This window comes from Paenibacillus sp. ICGEB2008, assembly GCF_000307675.1.
GTDB classification, from domain to species: domain Bacteria; phylum Bacillota; class Bacilli; order Paenibacillales; family Paenibacillaceae; genus Paenibacillus; species Paenibacillus polymyxa.
In genome coordinates, this window is the sequence record NZ_AMQU01000016.1 from 368,936 (window position 1) to 386,058 (window position 17,123).

Sequence of the window (17,123 nt, forward strand, 5' to 3'; positions counted from 1 at the left end):
GGGTTACATACTTTGGGAGGAAATTTAATGAGTACAGACAAACAGTTGGATAAGACGCTTAACATCGGAACTGAAATTCGATTGGCAGAGGGCATCAAAAAGCATGTGAAGATTGGGACAATTGCATTGATTCGTCAGGTTCGTGAAGAGATGGATGGTGTAGTACACAAGTTTTCCTTTTCGATAGGCCGGAAAAAATGGGAGGCTACCGAAGAACGGGAAGCAGTTGACTGGCCTAAAGTAGAGGGTATGTATAAAAAGGTATTTAACCTTGTTCTGGTTGAAGAAATAACTGAAGAAGAGTATGAACAGATTGACCAGGACGGTATTAAAGAACTGGACAACCTATTAGACCGATTTCTATTCTGAGTCGTTTCCTCCAGACCAGGAAGAGAATGATGAGGAAGAACCGGACGAAATGGATTCAGTTGAAAATGATCATGAAACTGACTGGTTAGAACTTTGGGCCTTGTGTATCAGTAATGGAATATCAGATTCCGAATGGCCTAATATGACTATTCCAAAAATTAGAGCGCTTATGAAGGCTAAGAACAGAAACCGGGAATTCGAAATCATACTCCACGGTGGTAAGGTGGAAAATAAAAAGCCGAAGAAGGTCAAGTCATTATCTGATCTTGGTTTCTTCGCCAAGTAAATTAAGAGGCATCCGCAATCATGCAGGATGCCTCTTTTTCTGTATTCAGGGCAGGAAAAGTTTCCTGAACCTAAGAGAGGTGAGCGAATTGGCGGACTTAAGTAAAGATGTAGTAGGCGCACGTATAAGCTTGGATACAACCAAGATACTACCTGCTTTCAAAGTAATAGACAACGGAGCAAGGGCGAATGCTGAATCCTTTAAGGTTCTAAATTCTGAACTCGGGCTAAGTGAGAAGAATTTCAAATCTCTTGCTAGCAGCGCAGACAAGTTTGCTCTTTCAGCAGAGGATAGAAGAAAGAAGATCCTTGCAGAATCCGAAGCTCTTGTTAAACAACGCACCGCACAGGCAGAATTGAATACAGCACGAAAGAACCAACTAGATCAAGCTAACAAAATTACAGATGAGAAGCTAAGGGCGCAGCAAGCCATTGTAAAGAAGCGTGAAGATGCAATCGAACAGCAGGAACGAGAGCATCTAAAACGAATGGAAACCCTTCAAAATAAGGCGACATCAACCGGGCAGAGAGCCGCTAAAGTTTCAGGGGCAGGGACGGATGATAAGACGCGGGAACGTGTCCTCATGCAAGAACAGGCTATCCGTATGAAGTTACAGCAAATGGCTGATAAGGAAGCACAGCAAGCAAGGAAGAACGCTCAAGATTATGAGAAGTTCTGGATTAATGCTTTACGGACCAGGGAGCAAAAGGAGGCACAAGTCCGAGAGAAGGTTCTTCAGGAAGAACAGAAAATCAGGCGTTCATTAAGTCAAACCGAAACGCAGATGAAGCAAACTTTTAACATTACGCCAAGTTGGATAGGCAAGCTCGGGGATATGGCTACCCATGCAGTTGTATTCCACACGGCATATGCAGCTATGCATAAAGTACAGGAAGCCTTAAGAGAGGGCATAGTCGGCATTGAATCTAATATGGCAGGCTACGTCCAGACGAATGAGCATTATTTCCTTGAGTACAACGAGGGTACTAAGGAAATGGTGATGAACACTGAGAAGTTGCACGACGAGACAACCAAGTTTATCCGGACGGCTCATGATCTTGGTTCAGAAATCATGGACGTTACCGAATCAGCACGTTTGTGGGGCCGGATGTATAAGGATGCGGGCGTTGTTCAGGAGATGGTACGTAAGTCCACAATGCTCAGTACCGTTGACCTTGTATCCTTGGAAGATGCGACTAAATCTATGGAGTCTACCTTTGCTCAGTATGGTGTACAAATCAAGGATAGCAATGACGCTATGGTACTTGGTGGACGCGTTCTGGATTCCTGGTCCAAGGTTGCCCATGACACGATGGCCCCGGCTAGAGACTTGGGAGCTGCCTTTGAACGGACAGGTAAGATAGCGGCGGAAACTGGCGTTTCATTTGACTTTATGAATGGCTTGATTTCAGCCGGTATACGTAACACGGCGCTGAGTGGGGAAAACCTGGGTAACATGTGGAAAACAGTCTTGGGTACGATCCGTACAGATAAAGCTGTTGCAGAGATTGAGAGATTAGGAGTTCAAACAAAAGAAGTTGTAAATGGTACAGAGCAGTGGAAAAGGGCAGAAGATATTCTGTTAGAGTTGTCAACCAAAGTAATCGACAAAAACTACGACCTTACGAAATCCTACTCGGATATTTCCCGCGGTGTTTACCAGTACGCTAAATTGGCTGCTTCCTTAAACGCAGGGGATATCTTGCTGGGTACAGCAGCGTCTATCGGTTCCACCGGATCAACAATGGAGTACTTGAAAGTTCAGATGGATAGCATTCAGCGTAAAGCAGCACAGACCAAAGCTTCTTTGCTTGAAATATTTAATAACGCAGGCGACGATGGCTTGAGAAGAACAATCAAGGATGTATTGGATGCAATTGACCAACTACTTATTGGACTTACAAAAGTTCCTTCCGGCGTGTTTGAGGGAACGGCAGCAATCGGTGGTCTACTACTTGCCTATAAAGCTCTGAGCGGACCAGTCATGAATGTAATTGCTGCTGTAAAAGTATTGACGGCTGCAAAGGCTGCGGAAACTGCTGCTATTGGTGCTAATACTGTAGCTAATAATGTTAATATCGTTTCTTCACAAGGAGCAACTCTTTCAACAGTTCAGAGAGTTGCCGCTACCGAAGGAGCTATAGTAGCACAAGGAGCTTTAACGGTAGCAACCGAGGGAGCTACAGTTGCTACAAAATCATTGTCTGTTGCTCAAGCCACAGCAACCGTGACGACAGCAGCAGCAACGGCGGGATTGAGCTTACTTGTTGGTGCAATTGCTCTGGTTGCAATGAATAGTGGTAAAGAGGAGAAGGCTGCTCGCGATAGAATCCAGAATCTAAAAGATGAGGACTCGGCATCTCAACAAATGGTTAGCCAATATCAAAGGCAGATTGAATTGTTGCCTAAGCTGGCAAATGCTCATCGCTCACTTGAACAATCAATGAAGATGGGGAGCATTTCAGCAGAGAAGGAAACGCAGGTAAAAAAACAGCTTGAAGAGATTTCTAAGGCACTGGTTATTACTCTTGGAAAAGAAGGGGCCAAGCAACTTGAAGCTGCTGGTTATACGGATGAGGCTGTACAGGTGCAAGTTGCTGCTTTAAATAAACTCATCGAGAAGCAAAATGAAGCTCGAAAAAATGTATTGAAAGATCAACAATCGCAACTACTTGACCAACAAAAGCAAAAAATAAATGAAATCACAGAAGCTACAAAAGAGCTGGAACGAGTAAAGAAGATTATCGCTAATCCAATTGGGGATTTTTTAGGGACAGGCGAGTTTAAGGAAGATGCAGCGAAGTTAGAAGAAAAAATAAAAACGTTAGAACAAGAAAATAACAAGCTCACTTTATCTGTAACAGAAGTAGGAGTAGCTTTAAGCCAAGCAACTATTGAAACTGACCAATTTGCTGGGAAAGCTGGAACAGCAACCGAAAGTGTTAAATCACAGGAGGAAGCTCTTGCCGATTTAAGAGAGCAGATTCAGGGTAATGGCAAGGCTATTTCTGAGATGAACACTGTTTTAAATGATCTTGCCAATAAACAGTCCATGAATGCAGAAGCTGCGGCAGAGTTAATTCTCAAATACCCTCAATTAGCTTCGGAAATTTACAAAACATCTGAGGGATGGGCTTTTGAAAAGAATGCTCTCGAAGTTGTTCGAAAAGCTAAAATACAAAAGGCTATAGATGATCTAAAGTCAGAAAAGGCGTCCAGTTTAAGTACAAAACTTGAATCTGATGATCGTATCGCAGTTTACATTAAAGAGGCTGGAGCGATTAAAAGCCTTGCTGAGTTAAAAGCTAGATTGAATGGAGTTATGGCTCAGAGTTCATTAGATGTTTTTAATAAACAAAAAGAACTGAACAACATGACTGGAGTAAAATCTTTCCTAAGCACTCCTTTTCAGAACCAGTTAAATCAAGATAAGAAAAACATGGAGCAAAGCAAAAAAGATATAGGCGAAATATATAGTGGATACGAGAAAGATATGAAGCAGTATGACACTCAGATTAATGCTTTAACCAAGCTATATAATGATCCTAAATTTGGTGTGAGTTCTTCTGGTTCAAAAAAATCGAAAGGGAGCGGGGGCAAAAAAGGCAAGAGTGATGCAGAACGTGCAGCTGAAAAAGCAGCTAAGGACGCATCTGCGGCACGAAAAGATAGTTATGATAACGAACTTGATAATTTTAAGTACATCGCTGAACGAAATGAATGGTCTGTAGACCAGCAAATAGCTGGATACAAACGATTAGCTCAGCGGCATAAGCAATATTTAACCGAAGATAAGGATGCAATGAAACAATGGGGCCGCGATGTTCAGAAACTGGATGATTCAAGATTTCAGGAAGACGTGGAGAATCTTGAGCGAAGAACCGAGCGAATGCGGCAGGCTAATAAACAGGAAATTGAGATGGTTAAAACCAGCCTAGATTTCTACAAGAAGGAACAATCTAAATCTTACTTGCTACCAGCAAATAGGCGTGAAATCCAAAAGCAAATTTATGATCTGTCCGTGAAGTATAACGAGCTTCGATACCAATACTCGGAAAAATGGATTGATAAAGAAACTTCCAAAATGGAAATGGCGGGGCAAACCCAAATTGCTATCCTCAAAATGGAATATGACGCTTATATGCGTATGAGTAAGGCAAAGGATCGTACCGCCGAACAAAGTTTTGAGTTGCAACAGAAGATTTATGAGAAACGTAAAGCTCTGGAAGATGAGTTCCTGTCCGACTTCCAAAAGAGAATCAATTACCAGAAGAGTATGGAAGCCATATCCGTTTCTGATCAGCTTAATGCATGGACGAAAATGCAGGCTCTTTACAAAGAAGGATCGGAACAGCGAATGGAAATTGATGTACAGGTCCATGATTTGAAGAAGCAACTATTGGAGGACCAGAAGAAGGCTGCTACCGAAGCTGCCAAGAAGGAAAAGGAAGAACTCGAAAAGACTCGGGATGAGGAAGTAAAGCGTATCGAGGCGGAACGGGACGCTTTTATGGAGGCTCAGGACGCTAAAATTAAGGCCATAGATGACTTGCTTGCCAAAATGCAGACAGCTAATGAAGACGAGGATTATGAACGCGCAATGGCGGAGAAACAGGCGCGCCTTGCCCTGCTACAGTCTGCTGTCGGTCCGGAAGGTATTGCTGAACGAAAACAGACTGAAAAAGATATTGAAGATATGCAGCGGGAACATAACCGAACGCTGGCTAAGCGTGGATTGGAGGATCAGAAGAAGAAGCTCCAAGACGAGAAGACTGAGCGGGAAAAGGATTACAATGACCAGATTGAAGCTGCCAAACAACATTATGATCAGCTAGCCGAGAAATATAATGAGTATTCAGATGGTATTGAATCTAAAGCTGAAGATTTGAAAAATACCCAAATCTCAAAAGAAACCAAGAAGAACGCGGAGATTTTGCGTCAGTTGGATCAGTTTATTGCTGACTATCAGGCTAAAATGGCTGAAATCAATGCCACCTCATTGTCTGCATCCTTTGATACGGGTTCCTCAATATCAGAAAAGGACAGCGATTTGGCGAGATACAATTCTAATATTGATAAATGGTATTCGGCAGGCGCTACCGAGAAGGCTAAACTGCACGAGGAAAATGCTACTCTGCGGAATAAGTATGGCATTAAGAAGGATACAGGGAAACTTCAAAAATTCCATTCTGGCGGGATCGTTCAAGGCCAGAATGGAGCAGAGGTACCCGTCATTGCCCGAGAAGGGGAAATGTATTTGAATGGTCAACAACAGAGTAACTTGTGGAAAATTATCAATTTTAAGATGCCGAAACTTAATTTCTCCATGCCAGACTTCTCTATGCCAATGGCTTCGGGCGGTTCAAATCCGCAGCAAATCAGCAACCAGTTCATAATAAAATCAGGCGATACTTATATTGAAGATGAATCCGCAGCAAAGGTTTTCTGGAGCGAGCGAGACAACTTTGTACGGAGGTTGCAAACGAGGGGAGGCAAGTCTTAATGATAGACGCTACGGTGGATGGGAAATCCTTTAAATCCATTGGATTAGGGCTTAAAACTCACAATATACCTGTGTTACCACCGACTAAAGACCATAGCCTTGAGATAGCTGAGAGGGATGGAGAGTTGGATTTTGGTAGCACGTATGGAGCACGGTTAATCAATCTCGAATGCGTCATTATGGCAGATGATACAACCCTTGATTACCATAGGAGAGTCGCCCAAGTGGCGGCTCTTTTTAATGCCAAGAAAGGGGATATCGTATTTACATTTTCTGATTTGCCGGGAAGAAGGTATATAGGACGGTACGCAGGAACTTTGGATATTGAAAAGATACTTTGGGATGGGGAGCTTACCATACCAATCAAAATGGGGGAGCATCCGTTCCCGGAAAGCGATGAGAATATCAAAGAAGTTATCATTACTCAATCGCCACAAACAGTGTCGGTCATTTCTACAGGAGATGAAAGAGCCAGTCCTATTATCGTCTTGACTAACATCGGTAATAACGACATACGGAATTTCCGTATCGCAAATGAGTATCAAGTAGAATAGGAGGTCTTTATATTGGCAGACATATTACTAAGTAAGTCGAACTGGTGGAAAACAGCCTGTATTAATGCGGCCTTGCGTGGGATTAACTTTGCTTCTCCTCAAGCGCTATACATTGCCCTATACACCAGCAGCCCTACAGATGCGGATACAGGGCAGGAAGTAAGCGGTGGAGGCTATACGCGCCGTGCTGTGGCGTTCTCAGAACCAGTTATAGCGGATCGTAGAGCTGTTACTTCCAGCGTGGGGGATGTCTCTTTTCCTATCGCTGGCGCAGATTGGGGATTGATAACACACATAGGCATTCGGACAGCAGCAACCGGGGGCAATCTTGTCTATCACGGTGCTGTCAAAACACCGCGCACAGTCCAGACAAATGATACGATCAGGTTTCTGGCTGGGCAAATTAAAGTAGACGAAGGGTAGGTGTGAAACGTGGAAAAAATGTATCCACCAGTGGTGAACTCTCCTAAAACAGAGTTGACTGAATTGATTACGGACAAACAAACGGAAATTACTGTTGCTAATGCGTCCGTGTTGCTTCAAGGCGAAGGTATTGCCGTATTGGGTAATGGAGATGCAGCAGAGACGATTACGTATACAAGTGTGGAAGATAACGTATTGAAAGGCTGTGTACGCGGTTTTGAAGGTGTTGCCCGTGCGTGGCCTGTTGGTACACGAATCGCCCGTAATTTCACGGCGGCAGACTGGAGAGCAGCTATAAATAATATCCAAGCTTTGCATGAAGAAGTAAGCTCGGAATTTCGTAAACCCATTACATTACAACCAGGTGTCCAAATCGTAAAAACGGACAAACAGGCTGTATTTAATTTAGCAGGACTAACAGGTAAAACGGTAATCGACTATGAAGGTCAAAAAGGCCTATTCGGTGTTCGTAACCCCTATGTAGTTCGGTATGGAGAAAATCTAATCCCACCGTTTTACGAGTGGACACTTAGCCCCCGTGCTAAGGTGATTAACCCATACAAACTAGAAACGATAGCTACCGTATCAACGGATTTGTCGAGTATTGACGTTGCTGCTGTCGCAGGCAAGACATATACGTTTTCCGCTAAGGTGAATGGAAGGATTACTATAGTTGAATTGGATTCTACTGGTGTTGAATCTAACGTGTACAGAACGGACGACAACGAAAATCGGGTTGTCACAGTAACATTCGCGACCAAGACAACAACTACGAGAGTTAGGGTGTACACCACAAACACAGGAGCAGGAACGTTCACGCTGGAAAACCCGATGCTTAACATCGGCAACACAGTAAAACCATTCAAACCACGCGAGGATTCCATGCTGGCGCTGCAAACGGACCTATACGCCGATCCAGTTACAGGAGCTAATGCGGATGCAGTCTATGAGCGTGACGGGCAATACTTCAAAAACAAGAACTGGCAGGGGTTGCTGCTTGATGGTAACAGAGCATGGGTACTTGGTGATGCGGCTGCTACTGCTGGAGTCAGACAAGTGAAAATTGTAGGGCTTGCGGCTGGCGCTGTGGCTGCAAGCGGGATTGCCACGAAGTTTGATGGCAAGATAATGCCCCAAGGAAGCACGGGCAACACAGCCGACACGAACGCAGTCACCGCAGCGGGTGACATATATATTGGTATTGGTGTTGCGGACAGTGGATGGGATGATAAATACAGTCCATCACAAGAGGACATCAAAGCCTACTTTTTTGGCTATAAAGCCTATGATGCTAACACAATTACTCCTGCCACCGCTCAAGCAGCCACAACAGCGACATGGACAGGTACAGGAACTAAATATTGGGTGCAACGAGTTGGAGCAGCTAATTTTACACAATCCGTACCGCAAGCATCCTATGCAGGATACACGCCTTACAAACTCGTATACCAACTTGCAACGCCTACTGTTGAGCCTATCATTAGCGAAGGCCAGTTATCTTTTATTGAGGGCGATAACCAAGTTGAAGTAGGTACGGGGATTGTGTTACGCGAAGGTGTCAAGGCTGCGAGATATGAAGATAATATGTGGATCAACGGAGCAATTGGCGGGTCAACACCACTAAAAAAAACGTCCTAAGTCCTTTCTCGCATTTTATAAAGATGGAAAAAGGGATAATTGGAGGGTGTTGAATCACTCGAGCGCGCCGAACATAGAAACATATGGATTAGTACAGGCGAGCACACCTTTATCGAACTTTAGCGATGTGTCTTCATATTCTGTGACATACATGGAAATGGTGTCTTCGCCCACTGTGCCATTTACAGGCTCTTACGCAGCCAACGATAAGTCGCTGCTGTCTGACTTAGTGGACAGCGTACAGCAGAACACGGCGCGCCTATCCGTGGTAGAGAATAAGAAAGCGGAGAAGGATGTGCCTGCTTGGATTAGTCCATCTATATTATTTAATGGCTGGGTGAGCATGGGGGTACTGGGCTATCGAAAAATAGATAACAAGGTACAGCTCAAAGCTCGAATAAAAAGTGGGGTTATAGGTCAACCGTTTATGGCTCTGCCAGAAGGATATAGACCGATAGTAGGCCAGATACGGCCTGTACACTCCTACGGTACTTCGGATGTTTTCGCTTCCGTGTTAATCAATGCAGACGGTAAACTAATCGTATCAGGAGGAAGTAACAGCGAGGTAAATATTTACTTGGAGTTCACCACTGATTAAAGGAGGAAAGCGTATATGAAGGCTGTAGCAAAAGTAAATACAGACGGCCTCTATTTGGGGGAAAAGTTGGCGGACGATGCCTTCAATGGTGTCGTCCCTTTTTATTCGGACAACTCAAAACAAGAGTTTGAGAAAACCGAGCAAGACGTTGCGGACGTACCACAGGAACCAGTAATAGCCGGATACATCGTTGGGGTGCCGTTTCCAGAAGGATTCAGCGCATATGTGACAGAGCATAAGGCGTTTCGCTTTAACTTGGAAACCTTGTCATGGGAAGAAGGTCTGACGGTTGAAGAGATAGCGGAGCTGACCAAACCAAAGGATCAAGTTCAGGATGCATCGGAGGTTGTGGGCCAGCAGCTTGCGGAGTTGAAGATTCAGGCCATGCAGCAAACCCAGCTTTTAGCCAGCATGGGGGCAGAACTAGCGGTAGCTAAACTTGAAATTATTGACTTGAAGGGAGCTAATCAATCATGAATTTCTGGAGCCTTGCTTTTAAATTGAACTGGGTAACCGCAGAGAAGTTGAAGGGAGCAGTAATTACAGAGACAAACCGTTTCGGAGAAATCACACCGGAAGAATACAAGACCATTACAGGCTTGGACTTTGCGTAGGAAAAGTTTCCTTAGCAAGTTAGGAGGACGCTATGTTTAATGGTGGATTTAATAGCCTTGGTTTTAATACAGGAGATGTAGAAGGGAATATTATTGACCTTTCTGCATCTCTTTCTGGTTCCGGACAAATGTACTCACGGAAGATGGAGACAGCTGGAGCAGAAAACGATAATGCGTTCAATCTTATGTCGTTTAATGTGGATGAACCCGGTACGGTAACAGAATACATTTTGGAGTTTGTTTTGGATATGACAGCAGCGGCTAATCTATCCGGTAAAGGACAGGCGCAGGCTGATTTTGTCCGTGAGTATGCTTTGGAAGCCGTTCCTATGTCTGGCGAGGGACGCATAACTAATGCAGAATACGTTCGAGAAATTCTGATGCAAGCAGTACCCATGTCTGGGGAAGGAAGGATATCGGCGGAACTGTCGAAATTCCATACCGACTACATTGAGTTTACAGATGTGTTCAGGCCAGGAGAGGTAATTGTCATTGACTCAGGAAAATTCAAAATAACGAGAAATGGTCAGAATGTTTCCCATCTGTATAACGGAGACTTTTTCGATCTGAATCTCGGAAACAACAACCTGACCTGGACAGACCCAGAGACAGTCCGGACGGTTTTGTTCCGTATTACACACCGAGATAAATATTTATATTAAGAGAGGTGGACTATGCCTACTCCAACTATGCAAGTATTTGATAAAAACATGAGGCGCGTTGGGACGCTGGTGGACTCTTATGACATTCAGCGGCGGCGAAGGATTAACAGTGACTACGAATTAACCTTTATGGTCCCAATGACCTCAGAGGATTACCGTGAAAAGATAGCAATCAAGGGCCACGTTCGAGATGAGCGTGGTCAATTTTATGTCATTCAGTCTCGGAGTCGGTCACGGGAAGGTCGAAAGCTGACTGCAAATATCTATTGCAATCACATCATGTTTAAGCTTAACGATTACAAATTTCCATATGCCTCATACATCGCAGAAGCATATGGTATCCATATCAATCAACTCACAGACCTGATTACGGCAGCTACAGGCGGGAGATTCAAATTTGTTATCCATGACACATTCGATTTGCATGATATAAAAGACTTTGGGCGCGGGACGTGTTTGGAAGCTCTCAATAAGATCGTGCAAATGTATGAGTGTGAAGTGGGGCCAGATAATTTTGTGATCAATTTGAGAAAAAAGATCGGGGCTGATAATGGGCTACAATACAGACTCAAAAAGAATATCGTTTCTAGCTCCTTCAAAGATAAAGGTGAATCTCTTGTAACCCGCATGTTTTCACAAATGAAGGATGGACGAACTTTTATTGGAATGGATGCATCTAAATTGACGGACGAGGAGCGGAGTTTGCTTTCCAGTGTGCCGGGAACGATTGTAAACGGGAAGCTGGCAGTTAACTACTTAATTTCTCCTTATGCTCAATATTGGACCAGTGATTCCGTACCATTTTATGATGGTGAAATCATAGACCAGGATATTGAAGAACCTGAAGAGCTGCTTAAGGCTACTCGAAAGGCTCTCAGGGAGCAAGAAAACGTAACACTAGAAGTTACCGTATCAACGGCTGACCTATTTAAAATTGACAATACAGAACCAGAACCGCATTTAGGTGACACGGTAATGTGTATTGATCCGGCTATGGATATGAACAAACTCAAAGCCCGAATAACAGAGCTTACAGAGTATCCATATAGCCGTGACAAACATAGTGAACCTACCATATCAAATGTCAATTTACGGGACTATGCAGATATCATTTCTGACCTGGAGCGGAACAAGAATATTATCAATAATCTGTTTAGTAACGGGAAGATCCGAACGGAAGTATTTGAGTCCTTTGCCAAGCAAGCCGTGATCGACATTGATAATTCCAAAACGGAAATCAAGTACGATCAACGTGGCATAATCCTACAGGACAAGACCAATGCTCAGAACCAAGTTATTATGACTTCAAACGGGGTTGTTTTAACAACGGACGGAGGTAAAACAGCAAGAACAGCAATTACAGCACGTGGCGTTGTTGCTGAACAGATTGTCGGGCAGCTCGGAAACTTTGTATCCTTGGTTATTGGTAGTGGCAATAACGTAACCAAAATTAATACGAACGGAATCAGTGCAGGGAATGACGACTATACCATTGCGCCATTCCGGGTAGACATGCAGGGGAATGTTGTAGCTCGTTCAATTAAATTGACCGGGCAGATAGACAATTCAGAAATGAATGCTTCAGACATACGAGCAAGTACAGTTAATGCAAGCACAATACGTGGTAGTAAACTGATCGGTAATGAAATAGAAGGCGGTATTATTACAGGGGCTTTGTTTCGTACAGCAAGAGAAGGCAGACGCATAGAGATAAACTCCAATGGCTTGACTGCTTATAACTCAAGAGGTGGAGAGTCTATTTCTTTAGGTCAGTATAATGATGGTGGCGGACTACTTTTTATGGATAATGGGAGTCCAAGAGGAAGTGTTTACGGAGACCAGAACGGCTTTCACTTGGGAAATATGGCAGGAGTATATATCCACTCTACAGATGATATGGTGTATTTTAGTGGTGAGGTAGATTTCTCACAGGCTACTGTAAGTGGGCTTAAGCTTGAAGTGGAGAATATTGAAGGGCTCAGGGATACAATCAGAGAATTAAGAAACGAAGTCGCCACTTTGAGGGGGGACACTTACAATGACATAATTGTAAATGCCACATTCGATCCATCGTCAAGAAACTTAAAATTGTTTAGTCGTACAAGAACAGTTGCTACCGTGAATATTCCGACTGGCAGTAGTGCGACAACATAATGTTTACTGCACCTTCTACCAATGGTAATATTAGGACATATATACTATGTAGGAGGTACGGATAATGAAAAAATGGTCTTATTTACTCAGCGGTGTGTTAATTGGTGCGGTTGTCGCTACGGCTGGAAGTGCATTTGCGGAACAAATCAAATCTTTAGTTGGGGAAAAGGTCGCTGGGGAGTATACAGTAAAGGTTAACGGAAACTCTCTTGCTGAAAACGCGATAGTAGTTGACGGAAAAGCGCATGTTCCCTTGCGAGCTGTAACCGACTCTTTAGGAGCGGATCTAAAAGTGGATGGCAAAACAATTCAGATAAGTACAGAGTCACCAACTGAAGCCAGTACGACATCTGCGGCTATTCCTGAAAAGAATTCTAGTCTTAATAAAGTAGAAAAAGAAGTGAAATATGCGGGTTGGAGCAAAGAGAGATTAGAACAAAGAAAAGATGAACTAGAGAAATATATTTCAGAATCCGAAAATAGCAAACAGAAGTTATCGAAAGAACTCGACATTGCAAATAAGCTATTAGAATCCAATCCGTTTAATTCAGAAAAAGCTTTGGCAATTGGTGAATCGAATGCGGAAAAAACAAAGAAAGAATTAAATAATATTGAAAGTGATATAGCTAAATATAAGACTGAACTAGAAGAAATAAATAAAGCTATAGCGGCATTGAAATAAAATTCGTAGTGTCACAGTACTATACGTAAAATAAAATAGAAATATAGAAAAACCTCTCCTGTGCTTGGAGAGGTTTTTACTCTTTTATAAAGGCGGCGAATGAAATGCCAGAAAACAATTCAAAAAGTCCAATTCTTGTGGACAAGACGATTGGAATCAAAAACGAAAAGGCTGCTGAGTGCGTTAAACATATCTTGAGCTATTTAGGAAAACAAAGTTGTTCAGTAGGTACAGCCTTGCTTATATTAGACAAAGCGAAAGAAGCTGCCACCAATTGCACCTTAATGCAGACAGAATACATTAATGAAATTGACAGTATGCTTTAGCTTGATAAATCCGTAGCACTACAGCAATAGAACCAATTTAAGATATAAGTATGAAAGCCTCTAATAAATCAGGGGCTTATTTTGCGTCTTGAGGGGGTGACGAAACCATGGCAAAGATAAAATCCACATTGGATATACAACTGGATCTAACCAGACCTATTGAGGATTTGACTGAGGTCATTTCCGCTGTAATTGCTTCACAGCCACATAAACGTAAAGAAGTACTTGAGGGATTGGATATAGCTGTAGGAAATGCATTAGCAGAGATACAGGCCCAGGAAGAAAAGGAACAGAAAGTAGACGATGATAGCTCAGGAAAAGTTTCCTGAACGGAGAGACGGGGGAAGCAAGGTGGATAAGTGGGAGGTTTTTAAGTTCAGCACTGCTTTAGGAAGCAGTGCTGTGACGTATTTTTACGGTGGGTGGTCGGGAGTATTGGGGGTGTTACTTGCTCTGGTCATCATTGATTATGTGACCGGATTATTTGCCGCTGGCGCAGAAGGTAAGAAGGGAACCGGGCCTGGTTTAAAAAGCAAGATTGGTCTTATCGGTATCGCTCGAAAGGTATTTATTTTTGCAATGGTAGCAGTATCCCATCTAATTGATGGAGTATTAGGCGATTCGCACCTATTCAGGGATGCGGTCGCCTATTTTTATATGGCAAATGAGTTGCTTTCGATTCTTGAGAATGGAGGCAGGCTTGGAGCGCCAATACCACCAGTGATCCGGCAGGCAGTTGAGGTATTAAAAGGGAAAGGGGGAAACGGTAGTGACAATAACACTGGAGTTGGTAAAGAGTAAATCTGCCACGCGTTTACAGGGACTTTTACCTGTCGTCCCCATAGCCACGGAGCGCCTTATAGAGCGTTCCTTTGCTTTAGGTATACCTATCGTAATCACACAGGGGCTACGGACCATAGCGGAGCAAAATGAGCTTTACGCACAGGGACGGACCGAGCCGGGACTAAAAGTAACAAACGCCAAAGGCGGGACCAGCTATCACAATTTTGGTGTGGCTATTGATTTTTCCTTACTGCTGCCTGACGGACGGTCTGTAAGCTGGGATAATCAAAGGGATGGTAATGCAGACCATAAAGCGGACTGGATGCAGGTTGTGGCTATTGCTAAGGAGCTGGGCTTTGAGTGGGGAGGCGATTGGAAAACGTTCACCGACTTGCCGCATCTACAAATAGTATTTGGCCTGAGCACAGCACAGTATCGAGCAGGTAAGCGGCCTACGAAGGCACAGATTGATTCAGTTTTATCCAGGATTAACAAAACAGGAGATGATGAACCCATGACACTAGAAGAAAAAGCAACGTTGAAGGAACTACAAAAAACAGTGCAGGCGCAGGCTGGCCGCATCAAGACACTGGAGACAGCGGCCAAACAGCCCAAAGTACCCACGTGGCTGAACAAGCCTGCATCAACGCCAAGGCCGTAGGTGTTCTAGATACAGCTAATGATGGATCTTATGACTTTTACCGCATGGTCACGATGCTTGATCGAGCAGGGATTTTTGAAACGAAAGGGGATAAATAATCATGCAAACAATTATCGAAACTGTACAGCCTTACGTAAATACCATCGTCACAGCCGCTGCGGGTGTGCTTACAGCGTTTGTTTTAGGAGGTCTGAACAAACTCAAAAACTCAAGACTAAGGTTAACGTGTGGTTAGAGGCGCGTACAACGGCAGCACAGAGGGAAGTAATTCATAAGATCGCTGGGGAAGGATTTGCTTTTGCTCAGACAGCTTTTAAGCAGGCAGGGGGAGAGCGTAAGCTTCAGGAGGCTTTACAGTATGCTACACTCCGTTTGGCAGAACAAGGCATTACAGTGTCAGTTGTGGAGCTTCAAGCAGCGATTGAGAAGGCATATCTGGAGTATAAGGCCAAAACAAAAGCGGTACTGGCTACTGAAGCACAGCCAAACGAGGAGGCAGCACAGGCCGCAGCTAAGGAAGCTGTATCGGGTCTTGCTGCAAAGCTTAATGATTTCTTGGCACAGGCTACGGCGGAGGTATCCAATACCGTTCCTGTTAAGGTGCAATATGAAGCTGAGGTTATTCCAACATCGATAGGAGATGTTCAAGTGCACCCATCCACTGAATAGAGCAATAGAACTGTTGCATAATCTGAAATGTGAAGAAGCTACTGTGCACATTATTTTTGGAGTGGATAGCAATATGGTTATCTAAGTAACTGGTGTAATTGGTGTATTTGAGGCGGTGATTTCGTACATCTTGGTCGAGGCTTGTGTGGATGGGAAGTCGGCTGGAGTTACGGGGACTGACTAGCTTGAATAATCGTAACCATTAGTAGGGTCAGTTAATTTGCTGAATCAGCTGGCAGCTTTCCTTAAGAATATAGCGCCTCCTGATCATTTACAATGAATTCAAAGAGGCGCTTTATATTTACATTTTTTATAATTAACAGTACAACTACCTATTATGTTATTGTTACTTTTTTCATTGTTGTTGACTAGCCAACTCGGGCCTGTAACAAATCCTCTCAGCAACCGTTTTTCAGTAGTATACTTTGAAACACTAAACGCTCCTTTTCGTCATCAGACAATTAAACGCGTACTAGTAAGCAACCGATCTGTCCACTACTTCTAAGCGAATGTTTTTAATGGATACCAGCGTATGTTCAGTTTCTATCTTAACGTACCGGATATGGCTCACTTCTGGGTGTTTACTCTTGAATATTGTCCAAGGAATAGTGTAAACACCATCATATCTGTCATAATGCAACGGGGTCGAATCCTCTAAGTACCATTTTACTCCATCCTGAGAATAATACAGATAAACCCATTCAGGACTAGCTCCACGATCTTCCGTTTTTGCATTGAAAACACTCTTTATGCTATACATATTTCTTGGAACTCCAGGATTTCCTAGGTCAAAGGTGTAAGACATACCTCCATCTTTAACTTCCCAGGTTTGGCCTACATGGTAGGTATCTGCTGAAACTGTTTCAGGATAACTAGGAAGAATGGTGACTAAAGTAATCATTGCCATTAATAAAATTGAAAACCATTTATTTCTCATTAAATTTCATCCTCTCAAGTTGTTCCCGCATTAGATATCTAGTTTTTTTATCCTATTTTTAAAAGGTAAGTCTATTTATCAACCGGGTTATTATTACTCTAAAACATCGCAACTGAACAGATAAGTGTAGTGAGCCATGTCACTGTCTGAAGCGTCAAAGCAGTGTCTCGATGGTTACTGACTATGTTACTAAATCTAATTAATTCCTTATTAGAGAGGTCACCTCCTGTAATATATTAACTATATTTGTAATTATAAAGAATG

The 17,123-nt window shown here is 43.2% G+C and carries 18 protein-coding genes; 17 read left to right on the top strand and 1 reads right to left on the bottom strand.

The window, feature by feature from the left end; genetic code table 11:
• Positions 1 to 27 precede the first annotated feature (27 nt).
• The 17 genes from C400_RS0116735 to C400_RS0116815 all read left to right on the top strand — a co-directional run bounded on the left by C400_RS0116735 (position 28) and on the right by C400_RS0116815 (position 15,922).
• A complete protein-coding gene (locus C400_RS0116735; RefSeq protein ID WP_017427666.1) occupies positions 28 to 369 on the top strand; it encodes a hypothetical protein in 342 nt (113 codons plus the stop codon).
• A gap of 49 nt (positions 370 to 418) precedes the next feature.
• Positions 419 to 655, top strand: a complete 237-nt coding sequence (locus C400_RS26250; RefSeq protein WP_017427667.1) for a hypothetical protein — start codon at positions 419 to 421, stop codon at positions 653 to 655.
• Positions 656 to 734: 79 nt separating this feature from the next.
• Positions 735 to 6,158 carry a phage tail tape measure protein gene (locus C400_RS0116745; protein ID WP_232795382.1) on the top strand — a complete coding sequence of 1,808 codons (5,424 nt, stop codon included), beginning with the start codon at positions 735 to 737 and terminating at the stop codon, positions 6,156 to 6,158.
• Positions 6,158 to 6,712 carry a phage tail domain-containing protein gene (locus tag C400_RS0116750; protein WP_017427669.1) on the top strand — a complete coding sequence of 185 codons (555 nt, stop codon included), beginning with the start codon at positions 6,158 to 6,160 and terminating at the stop codon, positions 6,710 to 6,712. The genes C400_RS0116745 and C400_RS0116750 overlap by 1 nt, the downstream gene beginning before the upstream one ends.
• A 12-nt stretch (positions 6,713 to 6,724) precedes the next feature.
• Complete coding sequence (locus C400_RS0116755) at positions 6,725 to 7,135, top strand: phage tail fiber protein (protein ID WP_017427670.1); 411 nt, start codon at positions 6,725 to 6,727, stop codon at positions 7,133 to 7,135.
• A 9-nt stretch (positions 7,136 to 7,144) separates the two neighbouring features.
• On the top strand, positions 7,145 to 8,773 hold the full coding sequence (locus C400_RS27975) for a hypothetical protein (protein WP_049885697.1): 1,629 nt from the start codon (positions 7,145 to 7,147) through the stop codon (positions 8,771 to 8,773).
• Positions 8,774 to 8,924: 151 nt separating this feature from the next.
• Positions 8,925 to 9,371, top strand: coding sequence for a hypothetical protein (locus tag C400_RS0116765; RefSeq protein WP_232795383.1), 447 nt, complete (start codon positions 8,925 to 8,927; stop codon positions 9,369 to 9,371).
• Positions 9,372 to 9,386: 15 nt separating this feature from the next.
• Positions 9,387 to 9,848, top strand: coding sequence for a hypothetical protein (locus C400_RS0116770; protein WP_017427671.1), 462 nt, complete (start codon positions 9,387 to 9,389; stop codon positions 9,846 to 9,848).
• Positions 9,845 to 9,985 carry an XkdX family protein gene (locus tag C400_RS26260; protein WP_017427672.1) on the top strand — a complete coding sequence of 47 codons (141 nt, stop codon included), beginning with the start codon at positions 9,845 to 9,847 and terminating at the stop codon, positions 9,983 to 9,985. Before C400_RS0116770 ends, C400_RS26260 begins: the two co-directional genes overlap by 4 nt.
• Before the next feature lie 32 nt (positions 9,986 to 10,017).
• The gene (locus tag C400_RS0116780) at positions 10,018 to 10,647 is read left to right on the top strand and encodes a phage distal tail protein (protein ID WP_017427673.1); all 630 of its coding nucleotides are present in this window, start codon (positions 10,018 to 10,020) and stop codon (positions 10,645 to 10,647) included.
• A 12-nt stretch (positions 10,648 to 10,659) separates the two neighbouring features.
• On the top strand, positions 10,660 to 12,801 hold the full coding sequence (locus tag C400_RS0116785; RefSeq protein WP_017427674.1) for a phage tail protein: 2,142 nt from the start codon (positions 10,660 to 10,662) through the stop codon (positions 12,799 to 12,801).
• A gap of 64 nt (positions 12,802 to 12,865) precedes the next feature.
• Positions 12,866 to 13,483, top strand: coding sequence for a hypothetical protein (locus tag C400_RS0116790; RefSeq protein ID WP_017427675.1), 618 nt, complete (start codon positions 12,866 to 12,868; stop codon positions 13,481 to 13,483).
• Between the two features lie 104 nt (positions 13,484 to 13,587).
• Positions 13,588 to 13,809 carry a hypothetical protein gene (locus tag C400_RS0116795; RefSeq protein WP_017427676.1) on the top strand — a complete coding sequence of 74 codons (222 nt, stop codon included), beginning with the start codon at positions 13,588 to 13,590 and terminating at the stop codon, positions 13,807 to 13,809.
• 107 nt (positions 13,810 to 13,916) lie between these two features.
• On the top strand, positions 13,917 to 14,138 hold the full coding sequence (locus C400_RS0116800; RefSeq protein WP_017427677.1) for a hypothetical protein: 222 nt from the start codon (positions 13,917 to 13,919) through the stop codon (positions 14,136 to 14,138).
• The gene (locus C400_RS0116805) at positions 14,113 to 14,610 is read left to right on the top strand and encodes a phage holin family protein (protein WP_014599909.1); all 498 of its coding nucleotides are present in this window, start codon (positions 14,113 to 14,115) and stop codon (positions 14,608 to 14,610) included. Before C400_RS0116800 ends, C400_RS0116805 begins: the two co-directional genes overlap by 26 nt.
• Positions 14,579 to 15,253, top strand: coding sequence for a M15 family metallopeptidase (locus C400_RS0116810; RefSeq protein WP_017427678.1), 675 nt, complete (start codon positions 14,579 to 14,581; stop codon positions 15,251 to 15,253). Before C400_RS0116805 ends, C400_RS0116810 begins: the two co-directional genes overlap by 32 nt.
• Before the next feature lie 225 nt (positions 15,254 to 15,478).
• Complete coding sequence (locus C400_RS0116815; protein WP_017427680.1) at positions 15,479 to 15,922, top strand: phage holin, LLH family; 444 nt, start codon at positions 15,479 to 15,481, stop codon at positions 15,920 to 15,922.
• A gap of 472 nt (positions 15,923 to 16,394) precedes the next feature.
• Here the strand turns inward: C400_RS0116815 and C400_RS0116820 are convergent, their stop codons facing one another.
• A complete protein-coding gene (locus C400_RS0116820) occupies positions 16,395 to 16,859 on the bottom strand; it encodes a hypothetical protein (protein ID WP_017427681.1) in 465 nt (154 codons plus the stop codon).
• Between the last annotated feature and the right edge of the window lie 264 nt (positions 16,860 to 17,123).

Excerpts from the sequence above, each read along its gene's own strand:
- C400_RS0116805 (WP_014599909.1), top strand. The coding sequence starts at position 14,113 with ATGATAGCTCAGGAAAAGTTTCCTGAACGGAGAGACGGGGGAAGCAAG.
- C400_RS0116795 (WP_017427676.1), top strand. The coding sequence starts at position 13,588 with ATGCCAGAAAACAATTCAAAAAGTCCAATTCTTGTGGACAAGACGATT.
- C400_RS0116785 (WP_017427674.1), top strand. The coding sequence starts at position 10,660 with ATGCCTACTCCAACTATGCAAGTATTTGATAAAAACATGAGGCGCGTT.
- C400_RS0116765 (WP_232795383.1), top strand. The coding sequence starts at position 8,925 with ATGGAAATGGTGTCTTCGCCCACTGTGCCATTTACAGGCTCTTACGCA.
- C400_RS0116800 (WP_017427677.1), top strand. The coding sequence starts at position 13,917 with ATGGCAAAGATAAAATCCACATTGGATATACAACTGGATCTAACCAGA.
- C400_RS0116790 (WP_017427675.1), top strand. The coding sequence starts at position 12,866 with ATGAAAAAATGGTCTTATTTACTCAGCGGTGTGTTAATTGGTGCGGTT.
- C400_RS0116750 (WP_017427669.1), top strand. The coding sequence starts at position 6,158 with ATGATAGACGCTACGGTGGATGGGAAATCCTTTAAATCCATTGGATTA.
- C400_RS26260 (WP_017427672.1), top strand. The coding sequence starts at position 9,845 with ATGAATTTCTGGAGCCTTGCTTTTAAATTGAACTGGGTAACCGCAGAG.
- C400_RS0116770 (WP_017427671.1), top strand. The coding sequence starts at position 9,387 with ATGAAGGCTGTAGCAAAAGTAAATACAGACGGCCTCTATTTGGGGGAA.
- C400_RS0116820 (WP_017427681.1), bottom strand. The coding sequence starts at position 16,859 with ATGAGAAATAAATGGTTTTCAATTTTATTAATGGCAATGATTACTTTA.
- C400_RS0116780 (WP_017427673.1), top strand. The coding sequence starts at position 10,018 with ATGTTTAATGGTGGATTTAATAGCCTTGGTTTTAATACAGGAGATGTA.
- C400_RS26250 (WP_017427667.1), top strand. The coding sequence starts at position 419 with ATGGATTCAGTTGAAAATGATCATGAAACTGACTGGTTAGAACTTTGG.
- C400_RS0116735 (WP_017427666.1), top strand. The coding sequence starts at position 28 with ATGAGTACAGACAAACAGTTGGATAAGACGCTTAACATCGGAACTGAA.